General features: G+C 53.7%; 14 protein-coding genes and 2 pseudogenes. 15 read left to right on the forward strand and 1 reads right to left on the reverse strand.

The genetic code is table 11. The annotated features are described in order from the left end of the window. Positions 1–474 precede the first annotated feature (474 nt). From AC0V6Z_RS09315 to AC0V6Z_RS09335, 5 genes are all read left to right on the forward strand, one after another. Complete coding sequence (locus AC0V6Z_RS09315; RefSeq protein ID WP_486176472.1) at positions 475–1,620, forward strand: DUF6923 family protein; 1,146 nt, start codon at positions 475–477, stop codon at positions 1,618–1,620. Positions 1,621–1,622: 2 nt separating this feature from the next. After that, positions 1,623–2,420, forward strand: a complete 798-nt coding sequence (locus tag AC0V6Z_RS09320; protein WP_472638242.1) for a hypothetical protein — start codon at positions 1,623–1,625, stop codon at positions 2,418–2,420. Further along, entirely contained in the window at positions 2,413–6,159 is a 3,747-nt protein-coding gene (locus tag AC0V6Z_RS09325) for an SdrD B-like domain-containing protein (RefSeq protein WP_472638243.1), read from the forward strand. Before AC0V6Z_RS09320 ends, AC0V6Z_RS09325 begins: the two co-directional genes overlap by 8 nt. Next, entirely contained in the window at positions 6,159–7,220 is a 1,062-nt protein-coding gene (locus AC0V6Z_RS09330) for a hypothetical protein (RefSeq protein ID WP_486176473.1), read from the forward strand. Before AC0V6Z_RS09325 ends, AC0V6Z_RS09330 begins: the two co-directional genes overlap by 1 nt. A 183-nt stretch (positions 7,221–7,403) precedes the next feature. Then, complete coding sequence (locus AC0V6Z_RS09335; RefSeq protein ID WP_472638245.1) at positions 7,404–9,668, forward strand: TonB-dependent receptor; 2,265 nt, start codon at positions 7,404–7,406, stop codon at positions 9,666–9,668. 211 nt (positions 9,669–9,879) lie between these two features. On the opposite strand, the pseudogene AC0V6Z_RS09340 reads toward AC0V6Z_RS09335, so the two are convergent. After that, positions 9,880–10,581, reverse strand: a pseudogene (locus AC0V6Z_RS09340) (IS6 family transposase). Positions 10,582–10,899: 318 nt separating this feature from the next. On the opposite strand from AC0V6Z_RS09340, the gene AC0V6Z_RS09345 reads away from it, so the two are divergent. From AC0V6Z_RS09345 to AC0V6Z_RS09390, 10 genes and pseudogenes are all read left to right on the forward strand, one after another. Then, positions 10,900–11,211 (forward strand): TonB-dependent receptor plug domain-containing protein, encoded by a 312-nt coding sequence (locus AC0V6Z_RS09345; protein ID WP_472638246.1) that lies wholly within the window; start codon positions 10,900–10,902, stop codon positions 11,209–11,211. Continuing rightward, positions 11,211–13,874: a TonB-dependent receptor gene (locus AC0V6Z_RS09350; protein WP_472640884.1), complete on the forward strand. Its 2,664-nt coding sequence runs from the start codon at positions 11,211–11,213 to the stop codon at positions 13,872–13,874. The genes AC0V6Z_RS09345 and AC0V6Z_RS09350 overlap by 1 nt, the downstream gene beginning before the upstream one ends. 280 nt (positions 13,875–14,154) lie before the next feature. Further along, on the forward strand, positions 14,155–15,009 hold the full coding sequence (locus AC0V6Z_RS09355) for a TonB-dependent receptor plug domain-containing protein (protein ID WP_472638247.1): 855 nt from the start codon (positions 14,155–14,157) through the stop codon (positions 15,007–15,009). Further along, positions 14,960–17,308: a TonB-dependent receptor domain-containing protein gene (locus AC0V6Z_RS09360; RefSeq protein WP_472638248.1), complete on the forward strand. Its 2,349-nt coding sequence runs from the start codon at positions 14,960–14,962 to the stop codon at positions 17,306–17,308. Before AC0V6Z_RS09355 ends, AC0V6Z_RS09360 begins: the two co-directional genes overlap by 50 nt. Before the next feature lie 126 nt (positions 17,309–17,434). Next, positions 17,435–18,175 (forward strand): FadR/GntR family transcriptional regulator, encoded by a 741-nt coding sequence (locus AC0V6Z_RS09365; RefSeq protein WP_472638249.1) that lies wholly within the window; start codon positions 17,435–17,437, stop codon positions 18,173–18,175. 106 nt (positions 18,176–18,281) lie between these two features. Continuing rightward, a complete protein-coding gene (locus AC0V6Z_RS09370; protein WP_472638250.1) occupies positions 18,282–20,555 on the forward strand; it encodes a polysaccharide lyase 6 family protein in 2,274 nt (757 codons plus the stop codon). Between the two features lie 56 nt (positions 20,556–20,611). Further along, a complete protein-coding gene (locus AC0V6Z_RS09375; RefSeq protein WP_472638251.1) occupies positions 20,612–22,750 on the forward strand; it encodes an alginate lyase family protein in 2,139 nt (712 codons plus the stop codon). Positions 22,751–22,866: 116 nt separating this feature from the next. Continuing rightward, positions 22,867–23,034: pseudogene (locus tag AC0V6Z_RS09380) on the forward strand (cupin domain-containing protein); the annotation flags it as partial. Positions 23,035–23,116: 82 nt separating this feature from the next. Next, positions 23,117–24,514: an MFS transporter gene (locus tag AC0V6Z_RS09385; RefSeq protein ID WP_486176474.1), complete on the forward strand. Its 1,398-nt coding sequence runs from the start codon at positions 23,117–23,119 to the stop codon at positions 24,512–24,514. Further along, a complete protein-coding gene (locus AC0V6Z_RS09390) occupies positions 24,432–25,184 on the forward strand; it encodes an SDR family NAD(P)-dependent oxidoreductase (protein WP_486176475.1) in 753 nt (250 codons plus the stop codon). Before AC0V6Z_RS09385 ends, AC0V6Z_RS09390 begins: the two co-directional genes overlap by 83 nt. Positions 25,185–25,209: the final 25 nt, after the last annotated feature.

Below are 25,209 nucleotides of genomic sequence, written 5' to 3' on the forward strand. Positions count from 1 at the left end.
CAACACTGATTTCGATTTTACATGATTTAACAATTTCAAAATTTTATCTTAACACACAATGCGATAGAGGCTTCAATTCATTTCGGGGGATTTATTGTGATCATAAAAAATACAGGTCGTGGGCAGGCCCACTATTACAATCTTAGGCTGAACCTGAACTCTTATTTTTCAGAAACATCTGTACATCCACTTAATGTATACAAGGCTTTGGAATCGTAAAATTCATATATCTTCATATAAAGCTATCTGAACAGATTACTTTGATTTCTACGCTAATAAATTATCATCATAGTTGTCAATTTAGAGAGTTTAAACAAGTGAAGTTTTCAGAATATATTTATAATTTATATTTATTCGAAATAATGAATTTACGTAATCTTACTACAGTATGAAAATTTAAAAAAATTATGCTCCAAAATTCTAAAATTTTAGATGCAGCGTCAAAGTCAATTAATTTGGGATTGGTTGCAAAAAATGAAAAAGCTCAAGCAAAAAATCATTCGTCGGAAAATTTTGGTCAAAAATTTAGTTTTTGCCGTTGCTGCCTTTGGTTGCGCCAATTCTGTGCATGCACAATCCACACTTCCAACATTCACATGTGATAATTCACTTTATGAAGTGATATCGGGGCAATTGGCTGTCTACAACTTTCCCGCACGCGATTATACTTTTATCGGGGCGGCATCCCCGGCCTATAACGGGCTGGGATACAACGCCAATGACAATTACCTTTATGGCTTTGTTCAAGAGGCTGGCCCATTGGAAGGGCATCTCATACGCGTCGGCAGCAATGGCGCTATCGAGTCTGTAGCTGATGTAGGCATAACTACACCTCGTGGTAGCTTTGACAGCACAAACCGGCTTTTCATTTCTGGTAATTCAACCAGGTTGAATTTTATTGATGTGACGACCCAAACTACCGGCAATATCACATTTACGACCCCTTCGGGCGCAACGCCAGCGGCGGGAAATACATTAGACTATGCCTATCTGCGGTCCGCTGGTCAGGATCTGATCATTGGCGCCCGTGATGGCAGTCTATCTATATACAATCTCACAACTTCGGAGGCAGAGGCGGTCGCAGTTCCGGGTTTGCCGTTGGACGGTTTTGGGGCAGCCTGGGGACTTGCTGACGGGCGTTTATACATCAATCAAAACTCCACCGGCGATCTCTATATCATTGATGATCCGACCGGAACGCCAAGCATTGCCGGAATTCTATCGGCGACACGTTCTAGTCAACATGATGGTGCGGCCTGTTTCCCTTCGACAGACCCTAATTTTCTCACACCAGAGGCAGATCTCTCGATCACCAAAACCAACACACCGGGTGCCAATGGCAATATCGATCAAGCAGATGACTCTGTCTTCACCGGTGCCGCTACAACTTACACATTAACTGTGACTCATAATGGGATCGATCCTGTCTTTGGCTCAATTGTCACAGATGTTCCAGGTGCAGAACTGACCTGTCCAGCTACCAATGCTGTGACGATCACCGGAAGCGGGGTTCCCGCAGGCAGCTTTACAATAGCGGATTTGACTGGCGTCGGCATTACATTGGGTGAGCTAAGAAGTGGTGATTCCATCACCTTGACTTATACTTGTCAGGTGAATTGATCATGACAAACCAATCAGAAAAAAACTTGTCGAATTCATCTAGATTTGTTGCATCAACAGGCATGCTAACCAGCGCTATTCCGCTGATGATCATGGCGACAGCTTCAACTGCTTATGCTCAAACAGCGGAGAATGCGGCGACTGTTACGGTGCCTTCCGGGACTACAGATACCAACACCAGTAACAACAGTGCTACAGATAGCGATACTATATTTGCAGCTTTGGTGGCCACTAATGATAGTGCCTCAAACGTAGACGGCCTTGCAGGTGCTCTCGGGATATTGAACGTCTTTACCGGCGATACCGTGAATTTAGCAACGGCCAATAGTAGTAATGTGACGCTAAGTCTGGCGCCAGGTGAGACTGTTCCCGCAGGAATTACATTTGATTCATCGACGGGTGATGTTGGCGTTGATGCGAACACCCCTGCTGGTACTTATACTTTCGACTATCAAATTTGCGAGCCAGCAAATCCAACCAACTGCCAGATAGCAACAGTTGAGATAGAAGTTGTCAGAAACGACGCTGATCTTGTGACGGCGAAGACGCTGGCCTCTAGTGATGCAGAGCCAGCAGAAGGCGATATAGTTACCTTCCAGATTGAAGTGACCAATAATGGCGCTGTGCAAGCGACGAATGTCTCGCTGACGGACCTGATCCCACCAGGCCTGACCGCTACAACCAACAATGGCGGCGTTACTGCCGGTTCCTACAATGACACGACGGGTTTGTGGACGATTAGCGCGCTTGCCAATGGCGCATCTGCAGCGCTGACCATCGAAGGTACGGTCGATGCCTAGCCAGGGCGGCAATACGATTCAAAACGTTACAACAGCGGCATCTGGCGATCAGCCCGATCCATCAACTGCGGGCGATGATTTAAATGAAGCAGTGGTGGTTGATGATGAGATCGAAGCAACCAATGATGCGCCGCCGTCAGTAAATGGTGCGACTGGGAGCAGTAATGTAATCAATGCTTTTGACAACGACACATTGAATGGCGCGCCTGTAAATATTGCAGCTATCGAAGCCTCGATTACCACTCCGGCGATCCCGAACAATCCTGGTGATCTGGTGCCGGTACTTGATCCGGCGACCGGTATAGTATCCGTACCGGCCGGTACGCCTGCTGGCAATTATACTATTACCTATCAAATCTGCGAAGCTGGCAGTACCACCAACTGTAAAAGTGCAGTTGTATCTGTAGAGGTAACTGCCGCACCGATTGTTGTTGCTGATGACGGTGCGAGCGGGATTAATGGTGCGAGCGGAGCAACGGCTGTTGTGAATGGGTTCACCGGTGACACCATCAACGGTGTTGCTGCTGGTCCTGGCAATGCGATCTTGAGCGTTGCACCAGGTTCAAGTGTTCCGCCGCAGCTGACCTTTGATCCGGCAACTGGCAATGTTGATGTTGCCCCGGGCACACCGGCTGGTTCGTACAGCTTTGACTATCAGATCTGCGAAACACTCAACCCAACCAACTGCATGACAGCAACCATCACGGTGATGGTGGATGCGGCACCGATTGTTGCTGATGTGGATGATGTGAGCGGCATCAACGGAGCGACTGGTCAGTCTGGTGTGCTTGATGTGCTTGATGGCGATATGCTCAATAACAATCCGGCGACACTGGCTGATGTTGACATCAGCGTGTTGACACCGGCTGTCCCGAACAATCCTGGTGATCTGGTGCCGGTACTTGATCCGGCGACGGGTCTGGTGGATGTGCCTGCTGGCACGCCTGCTGGCACTTACATGATCTCTTATCAGATATGTGAAGAGCTGAACCCGGGCAACTGTGCGGACAATATTGCTACCATCACGGTGGATGGGAGCCCGATTGTTGTTGCTGATGACGGTGCGAGCGGGATTAATGGTGCGAGCGGAGCAACGGCTGTTGTGAATGGGTTCACCGGTGACACCATCAACGGTGTTGCTGCTGGTCCTGGCAATGCGATCTTGAGCGTTGCACCAGGTTCAAGTGTTCCGCCGCAGCTGACCTTTGATCCGGCAACTGGCAATGTTGATGTTGCCCCGGGCACACCGGCTGGTTCGTACAGCTTTGACTATCAGATCTGCGAAACACTCAACCCAACCAACTGCATGACAGCAACCATCACGGTGATGGTGGATGCGGCACCGATTGTTGCTGATGTGGATGATGTGAGCGGCATCAACGGAGCGACTGGTCAGTCTGGTGTGCTTGATGTGCTTGATGGCGATATGCTCAATAACAATCCGGCGACACTGGCTGATGTTGACATCAGCGTGTTGACACCGGCTGTCCCGAACAATCCTGGTGATCTGGTGCCGGTACTTGATCCGGCGACGGGTCTGGTGGATGTGCCTGCTGGCACGCCTGCTGGCACTTACATGATCTCTTATCAGATATGTGAAGAGCTGAACCCGGGCAACTGTGCGGACAATATTGCTACCATCACGGTGGATGGGAGCCCGATTGTTGTTGCTGATGACGGTGCGAGCGGGATTAATGGTGCGAGCGGAGCAACGGCTGTTGTGAATGGGTTCACCGGTGACACCATCAACGGTGTTGCTGCTGGTCCTGGCAATGCGATCTTGAGCGTTGCACCAGGTTCAAGTGTTCCGCCGCAGCTGACCTTTGATCCGGCAACTGGCAATGTTGATGTTGCCCCGGGCACACCGGCTGGTTCGTACAGCTTTGACTATCAGATCTGCGAAACACTCAACCCAACCAACTGCATGACAGCAACCATCACGGTAGACGTTGAACCGCCAGAGATCACAGCGAGTGCGGATAATCCCGAACCCGTGCGTAGCGGAGTTAGCAACCCAGATGCCGGGAACGTCCTTGCAAATGATACTCTAAACGGAGCGTCAATCAATCCAGATGACGTGACGATCTCGATCATTTCTGGCCCAGGTGATCCTGGTATCATACTCGACCCAGCGACCGGAAATGTGTCGATTGGGCCCGATGTGCCAGCTGGCACATACACCATCGACTACGAGGTCTGTGAAGTTCTAAACCCGGCCAACTGTGCGACGAGCACTGTTACCATCGTGGTTGACCCGGCCATCAGCTCGGTCGAAGGAACAGTGTTCCTTGACACTGATGCAAATGGGCAACTCACGGACAGTGATGAGCCGCGCGCAGGCTGGATCGTTGAGATTTTGCGCGACGGTCAATTGATTGCGACCACGGTAACCGACGCTGATGGCGACTACCGCTTCGATGATCTGCTGAGCGGGCCTGGTTATATGATCCAGTTCCGCAGTCCTGAAAACGATGTGGTTTACGGCCGGATCGAAGATCTGGAGCTGGTCTCGAACACGATTGTGATTGATCAGAACCTGCCAATCGATCCATCGGGTATTGTCTATAACAGCGTGACCCGAGAACCCTTGAGTGGGGCGGTCGTAAGCTTGCTCGGTCCCAATGGTCTGGAACTACCAGATGTTTGTTTCATCGATCCAAGCCAGCAAACCCAGACCACTGGTGCAACAGGGGAATATCGTTTCGATATTGTTCCTGGTGCTGCTCCGCAATGTCCAATAGCTGAAACCGTCTACACAATTGCGATTGCGCCTCCCGGTGAATTCAGCTTTGTTTCGACCGTCCTACTGCCGGAACAGGGTGCGCTCGACCCGACCGGTCAATCTGGGCCTGTACAAGTTTCAGGTTCAGCAACTGTGCCGACCGAGGCTGATCCGACTTATTACCTCAGCTTCGCGCTTGAAGCGGGCGATCCCGATGTGATCAACAATCACATTCCTATCGATCCGTTTCTTTCGCGCAATCCATTGATTGTAACAAAGACAAGCACAAAGCGGGATGTCAGCACCGGCGATCTGGTTCCCTACCAGATCATTGTACGCAATGCCGAAAGTGTGCAACGTGCTGGTGTCACGGTCATCGACCTGCTGCCGCCCGGTTTCAAATACATCATAGGTTCGGCTAGCGTAGATGGTGCGCCGGAAGAACCGGTGGCAACCAACTCCAACCGTCAACTTGAGTGGCGTGAACAGGTAATTCCTGCAAACGGTTCTGTCAGTTACAACCTGACGCTGACGGTGGGTGCGGGTGTAACCACCGGAACGAAAGTCAATACCGGTTTTGCGCTGGACACACTTAGTGGAACGCCGATTTCGAACCGCGGCACTGCGGCGGTCAGAATCGTTCCAAGCAGTGTGTTTGATTGTTCTGAACTGCTCGGCAAGGTCTTCGAAGACCGCAACCGGAATGGTTATCAAGACAAAGGCGAGCCGGGTGTTCCAAGCGTGCGATTGGCGACGGTGAATGGCCTGTTGATTACCACTGATGAATTCGGCCGTTATCACATTGCCTGCGCTGCGGTCCCGGATTCAAGGATCGGATCAAACTTTGTCCTAAAACTTGATCCGCGAACTCTTCCGCTTGGATGGGCGCCTACCACCGACAATCCACGTTCCATCCGCCTGACCCGCGGCAAATTTGGTGAACTTAACTTCGGCGTTGCACCGATCGAGGCAAGGGAAACCAGACAACGCGATGATAATCAGGGTGGAGAAGAATGATGAACAAGTCACTGCAATCACTCAACATGTCTCTGTTTGCTGGTTCAGCTTTTATTGCTCTTGTTGCGGCGAGCGCTCCTGCTCAGGCAAAAGCGAATGAGGAGCAACAAACCCCTTCGGCTGCTCAGATCGAGTCAGGTGTAAACTCTGCTGCCACCAACGAGTTTGGTGAGGATAGTTATCAGATTCGCTTCCGTGCGGATACGCTGGTCCTCAATCCGGTGATGAGTGTAGGTCTTTTGGATCGGACTCGTACAGCAGTGCGCAACGAACAGGTTTCGTTCCAGACCTACAACAACTATCCATCATTCTTGGAACAAGGTGAGATCCGGATTTTCGAAGCGGGTGTTTCACCTGACAGTGAACCGCTTGCGACGATAGCTGTCGATGAAAACGGGTACGCCAGTTGGACCGCAACCGAAGAAATGCCGGAAGCATTGTATTTCGTATTCCGCGTCCAGGGCAAAGACGGTAACTTCGATGAAAGTGCTGCGCACGAACTAACCCTGCTTAACGAGGATTTTGCAGAGAATACTGATCCCGCCACGGCTTCGAGCTGGGCGGAATTTGGCCTGGTAGACGAAGCCGCGAAGCGCAACATCAAACTTGAGGGTTTGATGGCAACTGTTACCGGCAAAGCCGATCCTCAAACAGAAAAAGTGTTTGTTTCGGGACGGGCAGTTCCAGTTGATATTGATGGCGTGTTTGTCGAGCAGCAGATTGTTTCCCGCAAAGATGGCGAGATGGTCGTTAGCATCCTTCGCAATGGTGAGGAGATCAAACAGGCTACGCAGAGTTTCGCAATCCCGAACGATGACTGGTTTGTAGTCGGACAGGGAGAGATTACTCTGGGCAGGAGCTTTGGCAGCGGTCCGTCGCGCGAGGTTTCTGGCGACAGCTTGGCCGATGGGAGCTATGCTATAGGGCGCGGAGCATTCTACGCAAAAGGCGTCGTGGGGGACGATTGGCGTATCACTTCGTCGCTCGATACTGGTGAGGAATTGCTGGAAGACATTATCAGTAATCTAGATCGCAAAGACCCGCGGCAATTGCTGCGCTAGCTTAACAGCGAGCAATTTTACCCCACTTATGGTGATGATTCGAACCTTGTCGAAGACGCGCCGACCCAAGGCAGCTTTTACCTCCGTGTGCAGAAGGAAGAAAATCAGCTAGTTTTGGGGAACTTCACCACCAACATAAATGGGGCTGAGCTAGCGCAACTTGATCGTGGCTTGTTCGGGGCATTGATTGATTTAAACAGTAGCGAAACCACCGAGTTTGGCGAGCGTACTTTACAAATCACAGGCTTCGCATCTGATCCCGGTACTGTTCCTGCGAGAGAAGAATTCAGGGGCACTGGTGGCTCCTTGTATTTCCTGAAACGCCAGGACGTTTCAGTTGGCTCAGAACGCGTACGGATCGAAGTGCGAGACCGTGAAACTGGTATCGTGCTCGAAACGCGCGAACTTTACGCGCAACAGGATTACGATTTTGACCCGCTTCAAGGGCGTATTACCTTGCTCCGGCCACTTTCCTCCACAGCTGCCAGTTCAGGTGTAGTTCGTGAAGGCAGTTCATCGGGCAATGTGCCTGTGCTGGTAGTCCGGTATGAGTTTACCCCGCCAGCTGGCAGCCTTGAAGGTTATACATTCGGTGGCCGAGCAACAGGCTGGTTGGCCGAAAAAGTCCGCTTTGGCGTTACCGTTCAACGCGACACCTTAGAGGAAGCTTCACAAACTTTGTTTGGCGCGGACGTTTTGGTCAGGGCAACAGCGGGCACTTACTTCAAGGCGGAAATCGCCCAGAGCGAAGGCCCAGGCTTTGGTCAGTCAAATTCAGTCGATGGCGGTTTGTCTTTCACTGATATTGCCACTCCGGGTATCGCTGGCTTTGAAGCAAAAGCATGGCGCACTGAGGCAGCAGTTAACGTCAACGAGTTGCTTGGCAACACAGGCAATGGTGCCGTGTTTGGTGGCTTCTTCGAACATTATGATGAGGGCTTTTCCTCATCCGGCCGTTTGACACCGTCAGAAACGGAACGTTGGGGTGTGAATGCGTCTCTACCTTTCGCAAATGGTAAGGTATCGGCTGGTTATGAAAGCCTTAGCTCAGCAAATACTGGAACTAGCGGGACAGGTACCCTCGATCTTGAAAATACCTTTGCTGTTGGCAATGGCGGTCTAACCGCAAAAGCTGGTCTTCGTTACGAAGATCGCGTAAGTGGGCAGCTATTCAACAGCGTCCAGGATGGTACCCGGACCGATTTGGCCCTGGAACTCGGTTATGCTCCAGGCACCGCAAATTGGTCCGCTTATTCCTATGGCCAAATTACCTTGGATCACGACGCAACGCGCCAACGCAACAATCGCGCTGGTGCTGGACTCAACGCAGAGTTGACCGAGCGGTTGTCGCTCACCGGTGAGGTATCCGGTGGCGACGGTGGTTTGGGGGGTGATGTAAAGCTCAACCATCGCTTGGCTGAGGGGTCAGAGGCTTACGTCGGTTATAGCATTTTTGCTGATCGCACGGACACAGGTTTCGATAGTCAAAACATCTTCACTCGTTCCAATCGCGGTTCCTTGGTCGTCGGTGCTCGTCGGCGATTGTCTGACGCGCTGTCGGTCTATGGTGAAAATCGGATTGGGATCGGAGGATCGGTCCCTGCGCTAACACGCAATTTTGGCCTCACATTCGAACCAGTTGAAAACCTTAGTCTGACAGGTACGTTTGAGGCAGGTCGGATCGATGATGCAAATACAGGTGTGTTTCGCAGAACTGCTGGATCGTTCGGCATCGGCTACACCAATAGAGATATGAGGATTGGCAGCTCAGTGGAACTGCGCCGAGAGACAAACCCACTGGGCCTTGATCAGACGGTTTGGTTGCTGCGCAACGACATTAGCTATGCGGTCAATCCTGATTGGCGTTTCGTGGGTCGTTTCAACTTGGCTGATGCCGACAATTCCAGCGCATCCATTTCGGCAGCTGAGTTTACCGAAGTGGTTGCAGGCTTTGCGTATCGACCAGTGAACAACGAAAAGCTGAACGCCTTGGTTCGTTTCACATATTTCGAAGATCTAGGTCCTGTGGGACAGATCACTGACTCTGGACAGGTCGAAAGTCCGAAACAGATCAGCCATATAGGCGTCGTTGACGTCAACTATGACCTTTCTCAAAAGCTGACGCTTGGTGCGAAATACGGTTATCGGACAGGTAGAGTGTCACTTGCCCGTGAAAGTGAGGAGTTTGTGAGCTCAACGGCCCATCTTGCGGTGCTGCGTGCAGACTACAATGTGGCCCAAAAGTGGGATGTTCTGCTCGAGGGTCGAGCGTTGTGGGTCACCGCAGCCGACGATCTTCGTCTAGGCGCTCTTGGCGCAATCTATCGACATGTTGGTGAAAATGTAAAGGTTGGTGTGGGTTACTCGCTATCGGATTTCTCCGACGATTTAACCGATCAAAGCTTTACGAGCCATGGGCCATTCATCAACTTTCTTGGAAAGTTCTGATCGGGTGCGGTGGTGCTGTTAGACTAAGGCGACCGGTCTTGTGAGATTAAACGTATCTGATGGTCTTGTCAGACCAACGAGGCATTTCTGACCTGCTACCGGAGGTTCATGAGCTGCAAGTCGAGAGCTAAACCACCAAGCCCATTTCGCTGTTTCAACGGTACTGTCAGGTTAACTTCTCCGACACGCATCGAGGCGCTATACTGAGATTTCACCCATGTGCTGCGGACGCAATTTTCCACTCGGCCATTGCCTGGTCTCGGAATGTTCGCATTGTCTTTCTTGAGATGAGATGACGCTGGATATTGAAGGTGTTGTAGATAGCTGAGTGGGTTGAGGTGAAACGCTGAGCGTGTCCTTGAGACTTGAACAGCTGCATCTTTCGCTCTCGTCTTCGGACGGGTAGGTGCGAGTTCTCTGCTCGATTGTTGTGTTTCAATTGGCCGGGTTGATGGCGCTTGGAGCAGCCTAGTTCTCGTAGCGCAGCACCATAAGATGCAAGTCCATCAGTGACGATAGCCTCGGGAACGAAGCCTTGGTTCTTGAGCAGTTTCCTCAGCAATTTCAGTGCTGCCTTCTTGTGTCGACGCTTTTGGACAAGAACATCCAGCACTTCTCCTTCTTTGTCGACGGCTCGCCACATCCACATGCGCTTGCCGTTGATACGAACGACCATTTCGTCCAAATGCCAGACGCAATCTGCTCGCCCACGCCTCTTTCGAATATTGGCTGCGATAGCTGGTCCAAACTTATCGACTCAGCACCGAACAGTTTCATAGGTCACATCGATCCCGCGTTCAGCCATCAAATCCTCGACGTCGCGCAAACTCAGCGTAAATCTGAAATACAACCACACGGCTTGGCGGATAACATCGGGCTGAAAGCGATGACGCTTGAAACAAAGTGGCTGCATATCCGCTATCTCTAGCTCCAAGATCTTAGATTCGGAGACTAGTTAGCGCTAGACTGACAGCACCGATAGGACCATTGGGTTCAGCAAGGCTTGCAGTTTGGCTTGCTTCTCACTCCATCCCAATCATTCGGAAATCTTAAGATCGCCAAATTGGTATGACAGAAAATGACTAACAGGATTGTTCAATAGGTTGACATCAGGTCATGCCAATATACAACGACGGCCAATAACCAGAAGAGTTCACGGGAGAGAGTTATGGGTTATCGGCTTACCGCTGAGGTGCGGTCTTCAAAAAAATCGCGACTTTTTGCAGGTTTGATGGCTGGTTCAGCGATCATGGCCTTCGCACCAAGCGCGGCGTTGGCACAAGATTCGGCCACGCCCGAATCTGCTGAAGAAGAAAATACAATTATCGTCACCGGCATTCGCAGCTCGCTGCAAAGCGCGCTCAATGAAAAGCGAAATGCGGATAGTCTGGTCGAGGTTATCCAGGCGGAAGACATTGGTAAGCTGCCTGACCAAAACTTGGCTGAGGTTCTTGAAAACGTTACCGGCGTGCAGATCACTCGGACCGCTGCGGCGTCGGTACTGGGGTTCAAATTCGCGGTACAAACGACAACCAAGTTCTGATCAACGGTGTTAAAACTGTTGCGGCAGGTACCGGCCGTGGCGGCATCAGCTTTGAAGACATCAACCCGGCGATCATCGCCTCAGTTGAAGTGATCAAGGCACCAACCGCAGACACGATCGAGGGTTCTGTTGGCGGCACCGTCAATCTGCGGACCATTCGTCCGCTTGATATTTCTGACCGTATTTTGAGTTTCCGAGCGCAAGGCGAATATAGCGAGCTATCAGACAGCGTGACACCGCGTCTTTCCGGTAGTTTTGGCAATGTCTGGGATACTAGTGCTGGCACAATTGGTATCGTACTGAGCGCGAGTTATTCCGAGCAAGAGGCAACCTCTTTCCGACCGCGCGTCGACCGTGATAACCTGATCAATGCTGGCCAAGCGGTTACCGCAGCTGGTGCGCCTGGGCCGGATTTCCCATTCCTCAATATCCAGTTCCTCAATCAGGAACGTGAAAATTTTGAGTTCGAGACAATCAACTTCGCTGGCTCCCTCGAATGGGCGCCAAGCGATAATCTGATGTTCTTCTTCGACACGATCTACAACGATCAAGAGCGGCGTCAGGACAGCTCGCGGATTCAGGCCTCTGGCGTGAGCGCGGTCGATACTGTCAACGTCCCGGACGGTTTCGAGACGGTCAATTTTGGGTCGCTCGATGGGGTGGCCCTGGGCAGCATCGAGGCCGCCTTGTTCGGCACAATTCAGCCAAACTTGGCCCAGGACGACGATGATCCGAACCTGCGCTTTTCGAGTGACACTGGCGCGCGCGTAACCAAAAGTGAACTCTATCGCTTTGGTACCGAGTTTGAAACCGGTCGCCTTACTACGCGCGTTGAATTCGCTCGCTCGACCTCGGATTCGTCGAACCCGAATTTGAGCACGACGCTCAACTTCATCAACCCCAATCCGCTAACCCCGCTCGATGGCAGCAGCAACGATAACAGCGTTCCGTTCATCTATGATCTGCGCAATGGTGCGCTGACATTCGGGATTGATTTTGCCTCCCCATTCGCGCCGACCGTTGAGCAATTGCTCGATCCGGCGAACACGGTGCTGGACGCCGTAACGAACAGCAACAACCGTACGCAAAATAAAGAAGACGCTTTCCGCATCGATACCACGCTTGATCTGGAAGATGTCCTTGGCATTATAACATCGGTGGATGCGGGTTATCGCTATAATGACAGCTCCACTCAGTTCGATCAGCTGCGCTCAACCTTCGGTACCGGCGCAATTGCCAACAGCCCACGCGGCTCGACCTTTGCGGACCTGATCGTTGCAGGGCCAAGCAATTTTGGTGCGTTCGACGGCCGAGAGCTGGCGTTCCGCAACTTTGTGTTGATCGATCCAAACCGCTCGTTCTCTGATCGTGAGGCGGTTTTCGCTCAACTGCAGGCCGCGCTTGATGCAACGCCGGGCGGACAAGCGGCGATCGCCAATGGCGGACGTCTACTGGGCGATCTGAATCCGAACTCTGGGGGCAACCTCGGTGCGTCGTTCCGGATCGAAGAGCAAACGCATGCCTTCTATGCTCAGGCCAATTTCGAATTTGGTGTTGTTCGCGGCAATGTCGGCCTTCGCTGGGTCGATACTCAGATCGACTCCTTCGGTAATGCGGTTGCAGGCGGAATTGCTTCGCCGGTGACCTCCTCAGGCAATTACAATGAGATTTTGCCGCGTGTGAACGTGATTGCTGATCTCACCGATGATCTGGTGTTCCGGGCCAGCTACACCGAGGACATTAACCGTCCCGACTTTAACGACCTATCGCTATCGGTGTCATTCCCAACCGGGCCAAACAACGCTGTGGCATTGGGCAATCCGAACCTTGCACCAGAGACGGTGCAGTCCTTCGATGCTTCGCTGTCATGGTACTTTGCTCCATCATCGCTAATCAGCATCGGCTTCTTCCATAAAGACCGCACGAATCTGTTCGTGACGCAGGTCGAGGATGCGGTTGAGGATGCAAACGGCTTCCGCGATATCACCGATCCATGTGAGGGTGGCGGTATCTTCAATCCAGTTCCAGATCGCAATGTTCTGTCGAACGTGCCCGGCAATGGCCTGTGCGTGCCGTTGCAGACGATCATCAACGATACGGCAAACACGACGCAAACCGGTATCGAGGTTGCGTTCCAATATGACCTTTCGCAATTTGAGGACACATTGGGCTTTGCTTCAGGTTTCGGCATCCTCGCCAACTACACCTACCAAGACTTTGGTGGTGGTGAAGCGACCAACGAAAACTCAGGCCGCGGCGAAGATATCTTCCAGGCGATCAATCCAAACATCGCCGTGCCAGTCACAGCGGTGCAGGGCCTGCTCGACTTCTCAGAGCATGCTTACAACGCGACGCTCTATTACGAGAAATACGGCATTTCGGCCCGGGCGCGTTACACATGGCGCGACGCATTCCGCACACTCGATACGGCAGGCGGGGCGTCGCTTAACTCGACGCTCGGCTTCCCAACTGTGACGGAGGCAAGGGGGCAGCTCAACGCCAGCATCACCTATGATGTGACCGATTATCTCAACATCGGTGTAGAAGGCGTGAACCTGACGAAGTCCAGAATCACTCAGCGCTGCGTGAATGAAGGTGCGCTGCTGTGCTTCCAAGGTCTTCCAGATCGCCGGATCACATTTGGCGCGACGCTGAAACTGTAACAGCTGAGCTTACTTTAACTCTCTCGGCCAAATCACAGATGATATTCCCGATTGGCATCTGGATCTAGCCAAGGAGGCGTCTTGCAGATCGCCCGCGACTGGGCGGCTAGGCAAAACAGGCGTCACCGTCTCCCCGGTGGCGCCTAATTTGCATTGTATGGCCTGCATGCATGCAACAATTGGCATGATAGAAATTAGAGTAGAGGTCTGACATAAGGGTTGACATCAATGTCCTGCCCTCTACCCTTCTTCGCGGACACATTGCCTTGGGAGGGGTATCATGGCATTTCGTGAGAATAGCTCACGCGGCTCACTGCGTATTTCATTTTCAGTTGCGGCATTGCTTGCAGGCACGGCTTTGGCTTCGGTTCCGGCAATCGCGCAGGACGCAGAAGAACCTGAAAGTGTTGAAGAGGATGACGGTGAGATCATCGTCTCCGGTATCCGGGCGACCATTCAGGGTTCTATTGAGGAAAAGCGCAATTCAATCGAAGTGTTTGATGCACTTTCAGCGGACGAAATTGGCGATATCCCTGCACTTTCTATTGGTGAAGCGCTTGAGACGCTCACCGGCGCTGGCTCTCACCGGGAACAGGGTGGGGCGACCGAAATCTCGATCCGCGGCCTAGGCCCTTTCCTGAGTTCAACTGTGATCAATGGCCGCGTTGCCACCAACGGCAGCGGCGATCGGTCGGTGAACTTTAGCCAGTTCCCATCTGAGCTGTTCAGCAAGGTCGGCATCTACAAGACGCAGGCGGCAAGCTATATTGAGGGCGGCGTTGCCGGACAGATTGTGCTCGAGACGATCAAGCCGCTCGACTATGGCAAGCAGCGTATTCAGGGCGATTTTAAACTCAACATCAATCCGGACAATCTGGATATTGATGCGGATCAGCGTTTTCAAAAGTTCGGCTATCGCGGGACGCTGAGCTATGTTGATCAGTACCAGCTTGGAGACGGTGAGCTTGGCATTTCGCTCGGGTTTTCGCGCAATGAGACGACCAACCCAGAACAAGAGGCCAATGTCTCAAACACCATTCGTGCTTGCGTGATTGATCCAGGCACGACTAGCGACGGTGTGTTTGATGATGGCAATTGTGACACCAGCGGAAGTACGATTGCCGAGCTTGCGTGATGGCAGCGTGAACCTGCCTTTCCTCATCGCCCGCAACAGCTATGCGCTGCGCTCAAACATCACGGATGATACGCGCGATTCCTTCTTTGGCGCGATCCAGTACAAACCAAGTCCGAACGTCGATATCAATGCCGACTTCCAATACTCCACTCGCCTATTCCGCGAGCAGCGCAGCGATTTGAACTTTGCGGAAGGTCGCCGGATTGATGGCCCGGGTGATCCGAATCGTCTCGACTTCGATCTAATCGTTACCGAAAGCGGGGCTCTGCGCCAATTTACAAACGAGCAGCGTATAGAAGCGGTCAGCGAATATCTTGAGCGCGACGAGGAATATTACGGCGGCGGTCTGTCGATCGATGTGCAGGCAACCGACCGTCTGCGCTTCTCGCTTGATGGCTCCTATTCTCAGACCCGCCGCGTTGAAGAGGCGGTGCAAATTCGCTTCCGTACCGAGGATGGCGAGAGCATCTTTGGCAACACCGATGCCGATGGCAACCCATTCTTCCCAGAGGCATTTGAAAGCGATCAAACGCCAAATGCTGGACGCACAAATGGGACGGATGACCGCGTCGAGACCGCTGTTTTGATCCGTCAGAACGGATCGCAGGGTTTGAATTTCTTCACTCAGAACTTCGACGTCACCGATTACACCTTGTTTGCCAACGATCCCCGTCTTCGGGCTGATCTGGAGCAGGACCGCTTTAACAGCGTCTGGGCGATGCGCGGCGATGTCGAATATGAAATGGATGGGTTCTTCAGCTCGATTGAAGCCGGTGCGCGTTATCAAGAGTTGATTTATCGTGACGTACCGGGCGCTCAAAACGGTAACAGCCGGTTTGAAAACACTTACAACGACACTGACGGTTCCGGCGCTTTGTTTGTTGCCAACCAGGAATGCCGCACGGCTTTCCCGGAAACCGGTTTCCTCTCGTCAATTTCCGGTGGCAATCCGCTGATCACCAATGTTGATCTGGCGGGCAATGTGATCGGTACATCGAATACATTTGCAACTTTTGACGCGCGCTGCATTGCACGAGTGCTGGAACGAGAAGATCCTTCGGGCCTGGAGTTCGATAGCGATGGAAATGCCATTTTCCCAACCGGTGATTTCGACTCCATCGATAACACCGATGTGACCGAGCGTACTTGGGCAGCCTATGCTCAAGCCAATTTCGACAGCGAATGGGGCGATACCCCAGTTCGCGGTAACCTCGGCCTGCGCGTCGTCGGCACTGATATCGTCACGCGCGGTTTCCGTTCTGATCTGTCGGTTGTTTTCACAGCGGCTGATCCGACTGATCCAAACTCAGCCGATGAGTTTGAGTTGGTGCAGGACACATCCACTCTGGTTAGCAATCTGTCAGAAGCTTCCTACACCGAGTTTCTGCCAAGTCTGAATCTGGTTGCAGAATTTCAGCCCGATCTGCTGGGCCGCTTTGCAATCTATCGCGCGTTGTCCCGCCCCGATCCATCGGATCTTGGCAATGGCCGAACATTTAACACCAATAATGACGAGTTCACTTCTGCTCAGCAGGCGATCACCGGCGGCGTGGACAGTGTGAATGCAACGGGCAACCCGGCGACGGACCCGCTGCTGTCATGGAATATCGATGCTGGCCTCGAATGGTATCCGAATGACGATACAATCCTTGCCTTCAATGCTTACTACAAGAGCTTCAATGGCGGGTTTGAAACAGTCAGCGTTTTGGAGACCTTCAATATTGAAGGCCAGAACATTGCTCTGCCGGTAACATCGGTCAACACGACCGACGAGACCAGCACGATCTACGGTATCGAGGTTACTGCGGCGCATCGCTTCAGCTATCTGCCAGCACCGCTCGATGGTCTCGGTTTCAAGGTCAGCTATAATTATGCCGATTCAAACTTTGAGTTTGAGGACGATACGCTGGGCGCGATCACCACGATTAATGCCGACGGAACTACCAGCACCAGCAATGGCTTGATCCCGCCAACAAATCTGTTTGGCTTCTCCAAACACGTGCTTGCGGCTCAGGCTTATTATGAAATTGGCCCATTCGATCTTCAGGGTGTCTATAAATATCGCAGCAGCTACTTCCAGCAGTTCATCTCGAGTCCCGGTCGGATCCGGACGGTTGATGATGTCAGCGTGTTTGAAGCGCGGATTTCATATGAGCTCAACAACAACGTGAAATTCACTTTGGAAGGGATCAACCTGTTCAACGAGCCGCGCACCAATTTCCGCGGTGCACCGGATGATTTCGGAGCAATCCAGGTTTACGGACCGCGCTATTTTGCGGGCGTCCGTTTCAAATTCTAAGCTTTGCTGGCCGCCGATAATCGGAGCAATAATTGGCGGTCAGCGACCTAACTGGAATTAGGAAGGCAAATCGACTAAGGGAATTGGTATAGAACTGTCCCGTCCATAGCGGAGTAACCAGCACCAATGAGCAGCAAGAGACTTTTTCAAGCCGTTGCGGAGCAAATCGCAGAGCTAATCGACCAAGGCGCTTACCCGCCTGGGACCCGGTTGCCTGGTGAACGCGAACTGGCTGAAAAGCTTGGTGTTAGTAGAGTAACCATCCGCGAGGCGGAGATTGCACTGCAGGCGATTGGCAGGCTGGAGATCAAAACCGGCTCTGGTGTCTATGTCAGTGAAAATCCACCCGCTTTGGGTGAGGCTTTACCGAACGCCAGCGCCTTTGAAGTGACCGAAGCGCGATTGCTGGTTGAATCCGAATCTGCTGCGCTCGCTGCGCATAATATCTCTGATGAAGGTATCGCCAAGCTGGAGCTGCTGATTGAGCAAATGCGCCATGGAAGCGAGGAAGAAGCGAACGAGGCGGATGAGCAATTCCACCTCACCATCGCAGAGGCATCAAACAACGCCGCAATGGTGCATACGATCACGTCACTGTGGCGGATGCGTGAGGAAATTCCGGCAGTTAAGTCGACCTATGAAGCTGTTTGTGTGCACGATGCGGAATCGCGGACCGAAGAGCACCGCGCGGTGTTCGATGCGCTGAGGGATCGTGATCCAGGGGGTGCGCGGGCGGCAATGCGAGAGCACTTCCACCGCCTGCTCGAGGCAATGCTTGAGGCCACCGAAAGGCAGGCCTTAGAAGAGGTCCAGCAGCAGGCCAATCAGAGCCGCGAGCGGTTTTTGGCCTCAGCTAAGATCGGCTAAACCAATTGGTATTACAAAAAATCTAAATCTAACATGCCAGATTGATTGACAGGCGTTCGACTCTCCTTATAGTCACACCCAATAAGAGGACGGGAGAGTTTTGGGGATGTTGTCGAGGCTGTGCCTTGTGGTGTTTGCCGTGTGCCTGGGGTCAGTCCCTTCGCTCGCAGAAAACCACTTTGTCCGAAATCAGAACGAATATGCCCATGCGCTCAAAGATATTGAGGCCGGGGATGTCATCATCCTGGCCAATGGCGAGTGGCGTGATTTTGAGCTGGTGATCACTGGCAAGGGTAAGCCGGGCGAGCCAATCACCGTTATCTCTGAAGAGGCGGGCAAGGTTTTCCTCACCGGGCAGTCGAGCCTGCGTATTGGCGGCGAGCATATCCTGGTGACCGGCCTGGTTTTCAAGGATGGCTACAGCCCGCGCGGCGAGGTGATTTCCTTCCGCCGAACGAAACAGGATGTCTCGCGCAACAGCCGTGTCACCGAGGTGGTGATCGATAATTTCAGCAAGCCGGATCGCTACGAATCCGACTATTGGGTTGGCATTTACGGCTCGAACAACCGCTTTGATCACAATCATATGGTTGGAAAGACGAATAAGGGCGTGACCCTGGCGGTGCGGCTCGACAGCAAGGAGAGTCGCGAGAACAATCACCGGATCGAATACAACTACTTTGGCCCACGCCCGGTGCTTGGCTCGAATGGCGGCGAAACGCTGAGGATTGGCACGAGCAAGTACTCGATGTTCAATTCCAACACGTTGGTCGCCTACAATGTGTTCGATCGCACCGATGGCGAGGTGGAGATCATCTCATCCAAGTCGGGCGGAAACGTCTTTCGTGGCAATCTGTTTTTGCGTTCACGTGGCACGCTGACCCTGAGGCATGGCGACAACAATGTCGTCGAAGGCAATGTCTTTATGGGGCATGGCAAGGATTACACCGGAGGGATCCGCGTGATCAATCGCGGGCAGACTGTGCGCGGCAATTATATGGAGGGGCTGCGCGGGACGGCATTTTCCAGCGCTCTCGCGATTATGAACGGTGTGCCCAATTCTCCGGTCAATCGCTATGTTGAGGTTGAGCGCGCGCGGATTGAGAACAACACGATTGTCGATAGCGCACGGGTCGGGTTCAATGTTGGTGCCGATGAGGAGCGCTCTGCCCCGCCTAGCAATTCGACCTTTGCAAACAACCTGCTGAGCGGTCTTGAGGGGCAGTCATTCCTGGAGGTCTACGACGATATCTCCGGCATTGCGTTCAGCGGTAACCGGGTTGCCCAGGGTGAAGTCGAAGAGCAATTGGCTGCGAAATTGGACCGCGCCCCTGTCGCAATGGAGCGCGGTACAAACGGTTTGCTCTATCCAGCCGATCCAGAGTTGAAGGCGCTGGGCGCGCCGCGCGACCTTAAGGTCGTCTCGCTCGAACAGGTTGGCGCAAAGTGGTATCCAAAGCCGGGGGACGAGCTCGCCTTTGGCTCCTCTGGCCGTGTCATCAAAGTCCATCCGGGCGAGGGCACCCTCGCAGAGGCTGCAATGTCTGCGGACGATGGCGATGTCTTGCAGCTAGGCACTGGCGACTACACAGTCGATCGCTCCATCCCGCTTGACAAAACAATCGCTATTCGCGGCGCGTTTGAGCAAGGTGCAGAGCCGCCGCGTATCCTGTTCACTCGGCCGTCTTTGATCGAGTTGCGCGAAGGTGGAAACCTGCAATTGAGCAATCTGGTGATTGATGGCGAGCTTGCACCGGACTCGGTTGGCAACTCGGTCATCCGCACAACCACCTTCCCAATCCAATCGAATATGCGGATTGAGCTGGACGGCGTGACTGTGCGCGGCCTGGTGGTGAACAAGTCGTTCAACGTCCTGACCCTTGGCAAGAGCGCGCTCGCGGACCGCGTGACGATCCGCAACAGCAATTTTGCCGATATCACGGGCACGGTAGTATCCGCCGCGGCAGAGACTGAAGATTTCGGCCAGTACAATGTCGAATATCTCGACATCACGAATAGCAATTTTGCCAATGTCGGCGGCGCGATTGCCAATGTCTATCGCGGAGGCCGTGACGAGAGCACCTTTGGCCCATTCGTCAATATCTCTGGCAACAATCTGGTGAACGTTGGCAAGGCCGTGACCAATGGTTCAGCCGCTGCGGTCAATTTGCACGGGGTGCAGATCGCCGATGTAGCCCGCAACGCGGTCGATGGCTCGGCTCCATTCCGAGTGGTTCACACGGTTGGCACGCCTAAGACCGCGATCACCCAAAACGCATTTTCGAACACACCGCAATTGGTTCTGGAAGAACTCAATTTTGAAGGCGATCACCGGGCGAACCAGTCCGGGAACGTGTTTGACGCAGGAGGAAGTGAGTGAAGCGTGTCCTTTTTCTCGCAGCAGCCTTTGCTTGCTCAGCCTTAACGCAGCCGGCTTTGACCGCTGCCCACGACGAGACCGCCGCGCTTGGGGGAGCTGCGGCGGTCTCGGACTTGCCGCCGCTTTACAAGGCCGAACTGGACCGGGCGCACAGCTTCGTCGATCAGATGATGGCCGAAGGCCTGGTGATGCCGCTGCCCAAGGATCCGGGCGGCGGCTACACGCACGAACAGCATAAGCGCAATTACAAGGCGATCTATCTCGCCGGGCAATTGTTTCAGATCACAGGTGAGCAAGTCTATGCCGATTACGCCCGTGATATGCTGCTTGCCTATGCTGATATGTACCCGACGCTCGGCGAGCATCCAGCGCGCAAAAATCAGGGGCCAGGCCGGATTTTCTGGCAAGTGCTTAATGACGCTGTGTGGTTAGTGCACTGTGTGCAGGGCTACGGCGATATCCGCGACACGCTGAGCGATGCCGACCGTGAGCGGATCGACAATGACGTGTTTCGCCGCGCGGCCCATTTCCTCTCGGTTGAATCGCAAGCGACCTTTGACCGCATTCATAACCATGCGACCTGGGCGACCGTCGGCGTTGGCATGACCGGATATCTGCTCGGCGATCAGGATATGGTCGACCGCGCGCTTAAGGGCTCGGACAAGAGCGGCAAGGTCGGCTTTCTACGCCAGACAGAGCTGCTGTTCTCGCCCGAGGGTTATTACAATGAAGGACCGTATTATCAGCGTTATGCGCTGATGCCGTTTATGGTCTTTGCCGATGCGATTGAGCGCAATGACCCCGAGCAAGGCATCTGGGAGCACCGCGACGGCATCCTGCTGAAGGCTCTGCGCACCACTGTTCAGCTAAGCTATGGCGGATTTTTCTTTCCGTTCAACGATGCGGTCCGCGACAAGAGCCTTAAGACCGATGAACTCTATCACGGGGTCGCAATCGCTTATGCGCAAACGGGCGATCCTTCACTGCTGTCGATTGCAGAGTTTCAAGATCGCACGATCCTGAGCAGGAATGGGCGTCTGGTTGCGCGGGATTTGGCTGCGGGTAAGGCTGAGCCATTTCCGTTCCGCTCCATGGTCTTCGGTGATGGTCCGGATGGCGATGAGGGCGCTCTGGCGATCCTGCGGCAAGGCCCGATGAATACCAATGGTGAGCCATCCACCGTGCTGATCGCGAAGAACACCTCGCAAGGTCTCGGGCACGGCCATTTCGATAAGCTCGGATGGCAACTCTATGACAATGGCAATGAGGTAATCCGCGATTATGGCGCTGCGCGCTTCCTCAATATTGAGGCTAAAGAGGGCGGACGCTACCTGCCGGAAAACACCAGCTGGGCGAAGTCCACGGTCGCGCACAATACCTTGGTGGTTGATGAGCGCAGCCATTTTGATGGCAAGGTAAAGGTCGGCAATCAGAACGCCCCGACCCAGCTCTATTTCTCCGACGCGCCTGGCCTTCAAGTTAGCAGCGCCAGCATTGATACCGCCTATGAAGGCGTTACGCTGACCCGCACCATCGTGATGCCGGAGATACCTGGGCTCGAGGCTCCGATTGTGCTCGATTTGACGCATGGAGATAGCGACGAGCCGCATCTCTATGACCTGCCGCTGCATTACAGCGGGCACATCATGGAGCATGACCTGGCGGTGCAGAACTTCACTGCTGGGCGCCCGGTGCTGGGTCAGGCCAATGGCTATCAGCACATTTGGGTCGATGCGACTGCCAAGGAGAGCGATGGCAAGGGCGCGCTCACCTGGCTGCTCGATGAACGGTTCTACACTTACCGGTTTGCCTCGGGCGGTGCGCTCGACGTGGTGCTGGGCGAAAGCGGAGCGAACGACCCCAATTTCAACCTGCGCCGCGAGCCTTTGATCATGCTGCGGGCCAACCGTCCCACTGGCTCCGTAAGCATCGCTGCGCTGCTCGAAAGCCACGGGAGCTATGACGGAGCGGCGGAACAGACGGTCTCCAGCCGCAGCCGCATCGCCGCCATGCGGCATGCCCATGTCGATGGGAAAGATCTGGTCGAGATCACTCTTAAAAACGGACAGCGTTTCGCGATCGCTGTCTCACACAACAAAGACGCGCAGGCGGCCCATTCGGTCGTGCTGGACGGAGAGACGATCGCATGGAGCGGCTTTGCCGCCGTGATCCCTCTCAAGGGAGAGGAAAGCTAGAGATGGCAAGTGTGATGAACGCGGCAAGTCCGCCCTTTGTGGTCGCAAAGGATACACCCGAAGAGGATCTGGGAGACGGAATTGCCCGCCAAATCTTGGGCTATGGCCCAGAGATCATGATCGTTCGGGTGTGGTTTAAGGAAGGCGCCGTGGGCGAGGTCCACGCGCACCGCCACAGCCAATCGAGCTATGTCGAAAGCGGCAAGTTCGAGGTGTTCATCGACGGCGAGAAGCGCGTGCTAGAGGCGGGTGACTGCTTCTATATCGCGCCGCATCTTGATCACGGCGCAGTGTGCCTGGAGGCTGGCGTTTTGATCGACACCTTCAGCCCGCTGCGCGAAGATTTTCTGAGTGGGGGGCCTGATCATGCTCAAAGGCAATTTGAGATATGTCATCGTTGTGCTCGTCGCGGTTGCGACGGTCATAAACTACATCGACCGCGGCGCCTTAGGTTTCCTGTGGCCGGAAATATCCAAAGAGCTCGAACTCACCGAGCTTGACTATGCAATCATCCTCAATGTCTTCACCTTCGCTTATGCCTTCGGGCAATCGATCTTTGGCAAGATATTTGACTGGATCGGAACACGTCTGGGCTTCGTCCTGTCGATTGTTGTCTGGTCGGCGGCGACCATGCTGCATGCGGTCGCTACTGGGCTGACCAGCTTTGCGGTTTTCCGTGCGCTGCTTGGCGTGTCGGAGGCGGGCAATTGGCCCGGTGCGACAAAAGCCAATGCCGAATGGTTCCCGATCAACGAGCGGGCGCTCGCGCAGGGCATCTTTAACTCTGGCGCTGCGATTGGCGGGATTGTCTCCGCACCGATTATAGGGCTGCTGTTCGTCTGGTTGGGCAGTTGGCAGGCGACATTCGTTGCCATTGGCGCGCTTGGCTTCCTTTGGCTGGCTCCGTGGTTGATAATCTACAAGAGTGGTCCCGATGCGCACCCATGGATCAGCGCGGAAGAACGAGAATATATCCTGACAGGGCAACGCAATGTTGAGACCAATGAGGTCGCAGACTACGCACCTGACACAAAGGAAATCCTCAGCCGCAAGGAGAGCTGGGGTGTGATCATGGCCTCGTTCTTTCTCGACCCGATCTGGTGGCTGTTTGTTGGTTGGCTGCCGATCTACCTCTTCAAAACCTACGGTTTCGGAGTGGAAGAAATCGCGGTCTATGCATGGATTCCTTATGTCGGTGCGATGTTCGGAGCATGGTTTGGTGGCTTGCTTGCAGGCAACCGGATCAAGGCTGGATGGACCGTTAATCGTACGCGCAAGACAGTGATTGCGCTGGGCGGAGTGATCATGCTCCTTTCCTTGCTCGCGACCACTCAGGCTAGCACGCCGCTATTCGCTGTGATGTTGATGGCGGTGATCCTGTTCGGTTTCCAAACAGCGGTGGGCAATATTCAAACCCTGCCGAGTGATTTCTACAGCGGTAAATCTGTGGGCTCGCTTGCCGGTTTCGCCGGAACAGCAGCGAAATTGGCTGTGGTTGGGCTCAACTTCCTGATCCCGGTCATCACAGTGAACAGCTACACGCTCGGCCTTTGTTGTTGGCGCCGGGCTGGCGATCATGACCGTGCTTTCGGTGCTCATTTTGTGCCCAGACATCAAACCTCTCAAACCGAAAACGGCTTAGGTGCCGCTCTCTCCTCCCCAGAAATAGGACGAAAACACAATGAAATTTGCAGGCAAAGTTGCAGTGGTAACCGGGGGCAGCCGGGATATCGGACGCGCCATTTGTGTGAAGCTCGCCAGTGAAGGTGCGCATGTTGTTGTGAACTACAACAGCAATGAGAAAGACGCGGATGCAACGCTTGCAGAGATTGAAACCGCTGGTGGCAAAGGCATCAAGGTGAAGGCCGACGTGACCAAGGCGGCCGATGTAGATGCTTTAATTGCGACCACGCGAGAGGCGTTTGGCGATGCGATCCATATCCTCGTAAACAATGCGGGCGGCTTGGTTGCGCGCAAGACGCTTGGCGAGATGGATGAAGAGTTCTTCAACCTCGTCATGCAGCTCAACACCACCTCAACTTTCCTCGCCTGTAAGGCGGCTGTGCCGTTCATGGGTGAAGGTAGCGCAATCGTGAACCTCGCCTCGCTTGCTGGCCGTGATGGCGGCGGCGGCGGCGCTATCGCCTATGCCACATCCAAGGGTGCTGTGATGACGATGACGCGCGGCCTCGCCAAAGAGCTTGGTCCGCAGGGTGTCCGTGTCAATGCACTGTGCCCTGGCATGATCGCGACTACGTTCCACGACAAATTCACGCCTGATGCCGCGCGCGAAAACGTTGCGAACTCCACGCCTCTGCGACGTCAGGGCCGGGCTGAAGAGACCGCTGATGCAGTCGCATACCTCGCCTCGGATGATGCTTCGTTTATCACCGGTGCGAACATCGACATCAATGGCGGCCTCGCTTTCTCATAAGCGAGGCTTCTCTTCACTTACTAGG

This window comes from Erythrobacter sp. SN6-5 (assembly GCF_057364945.1).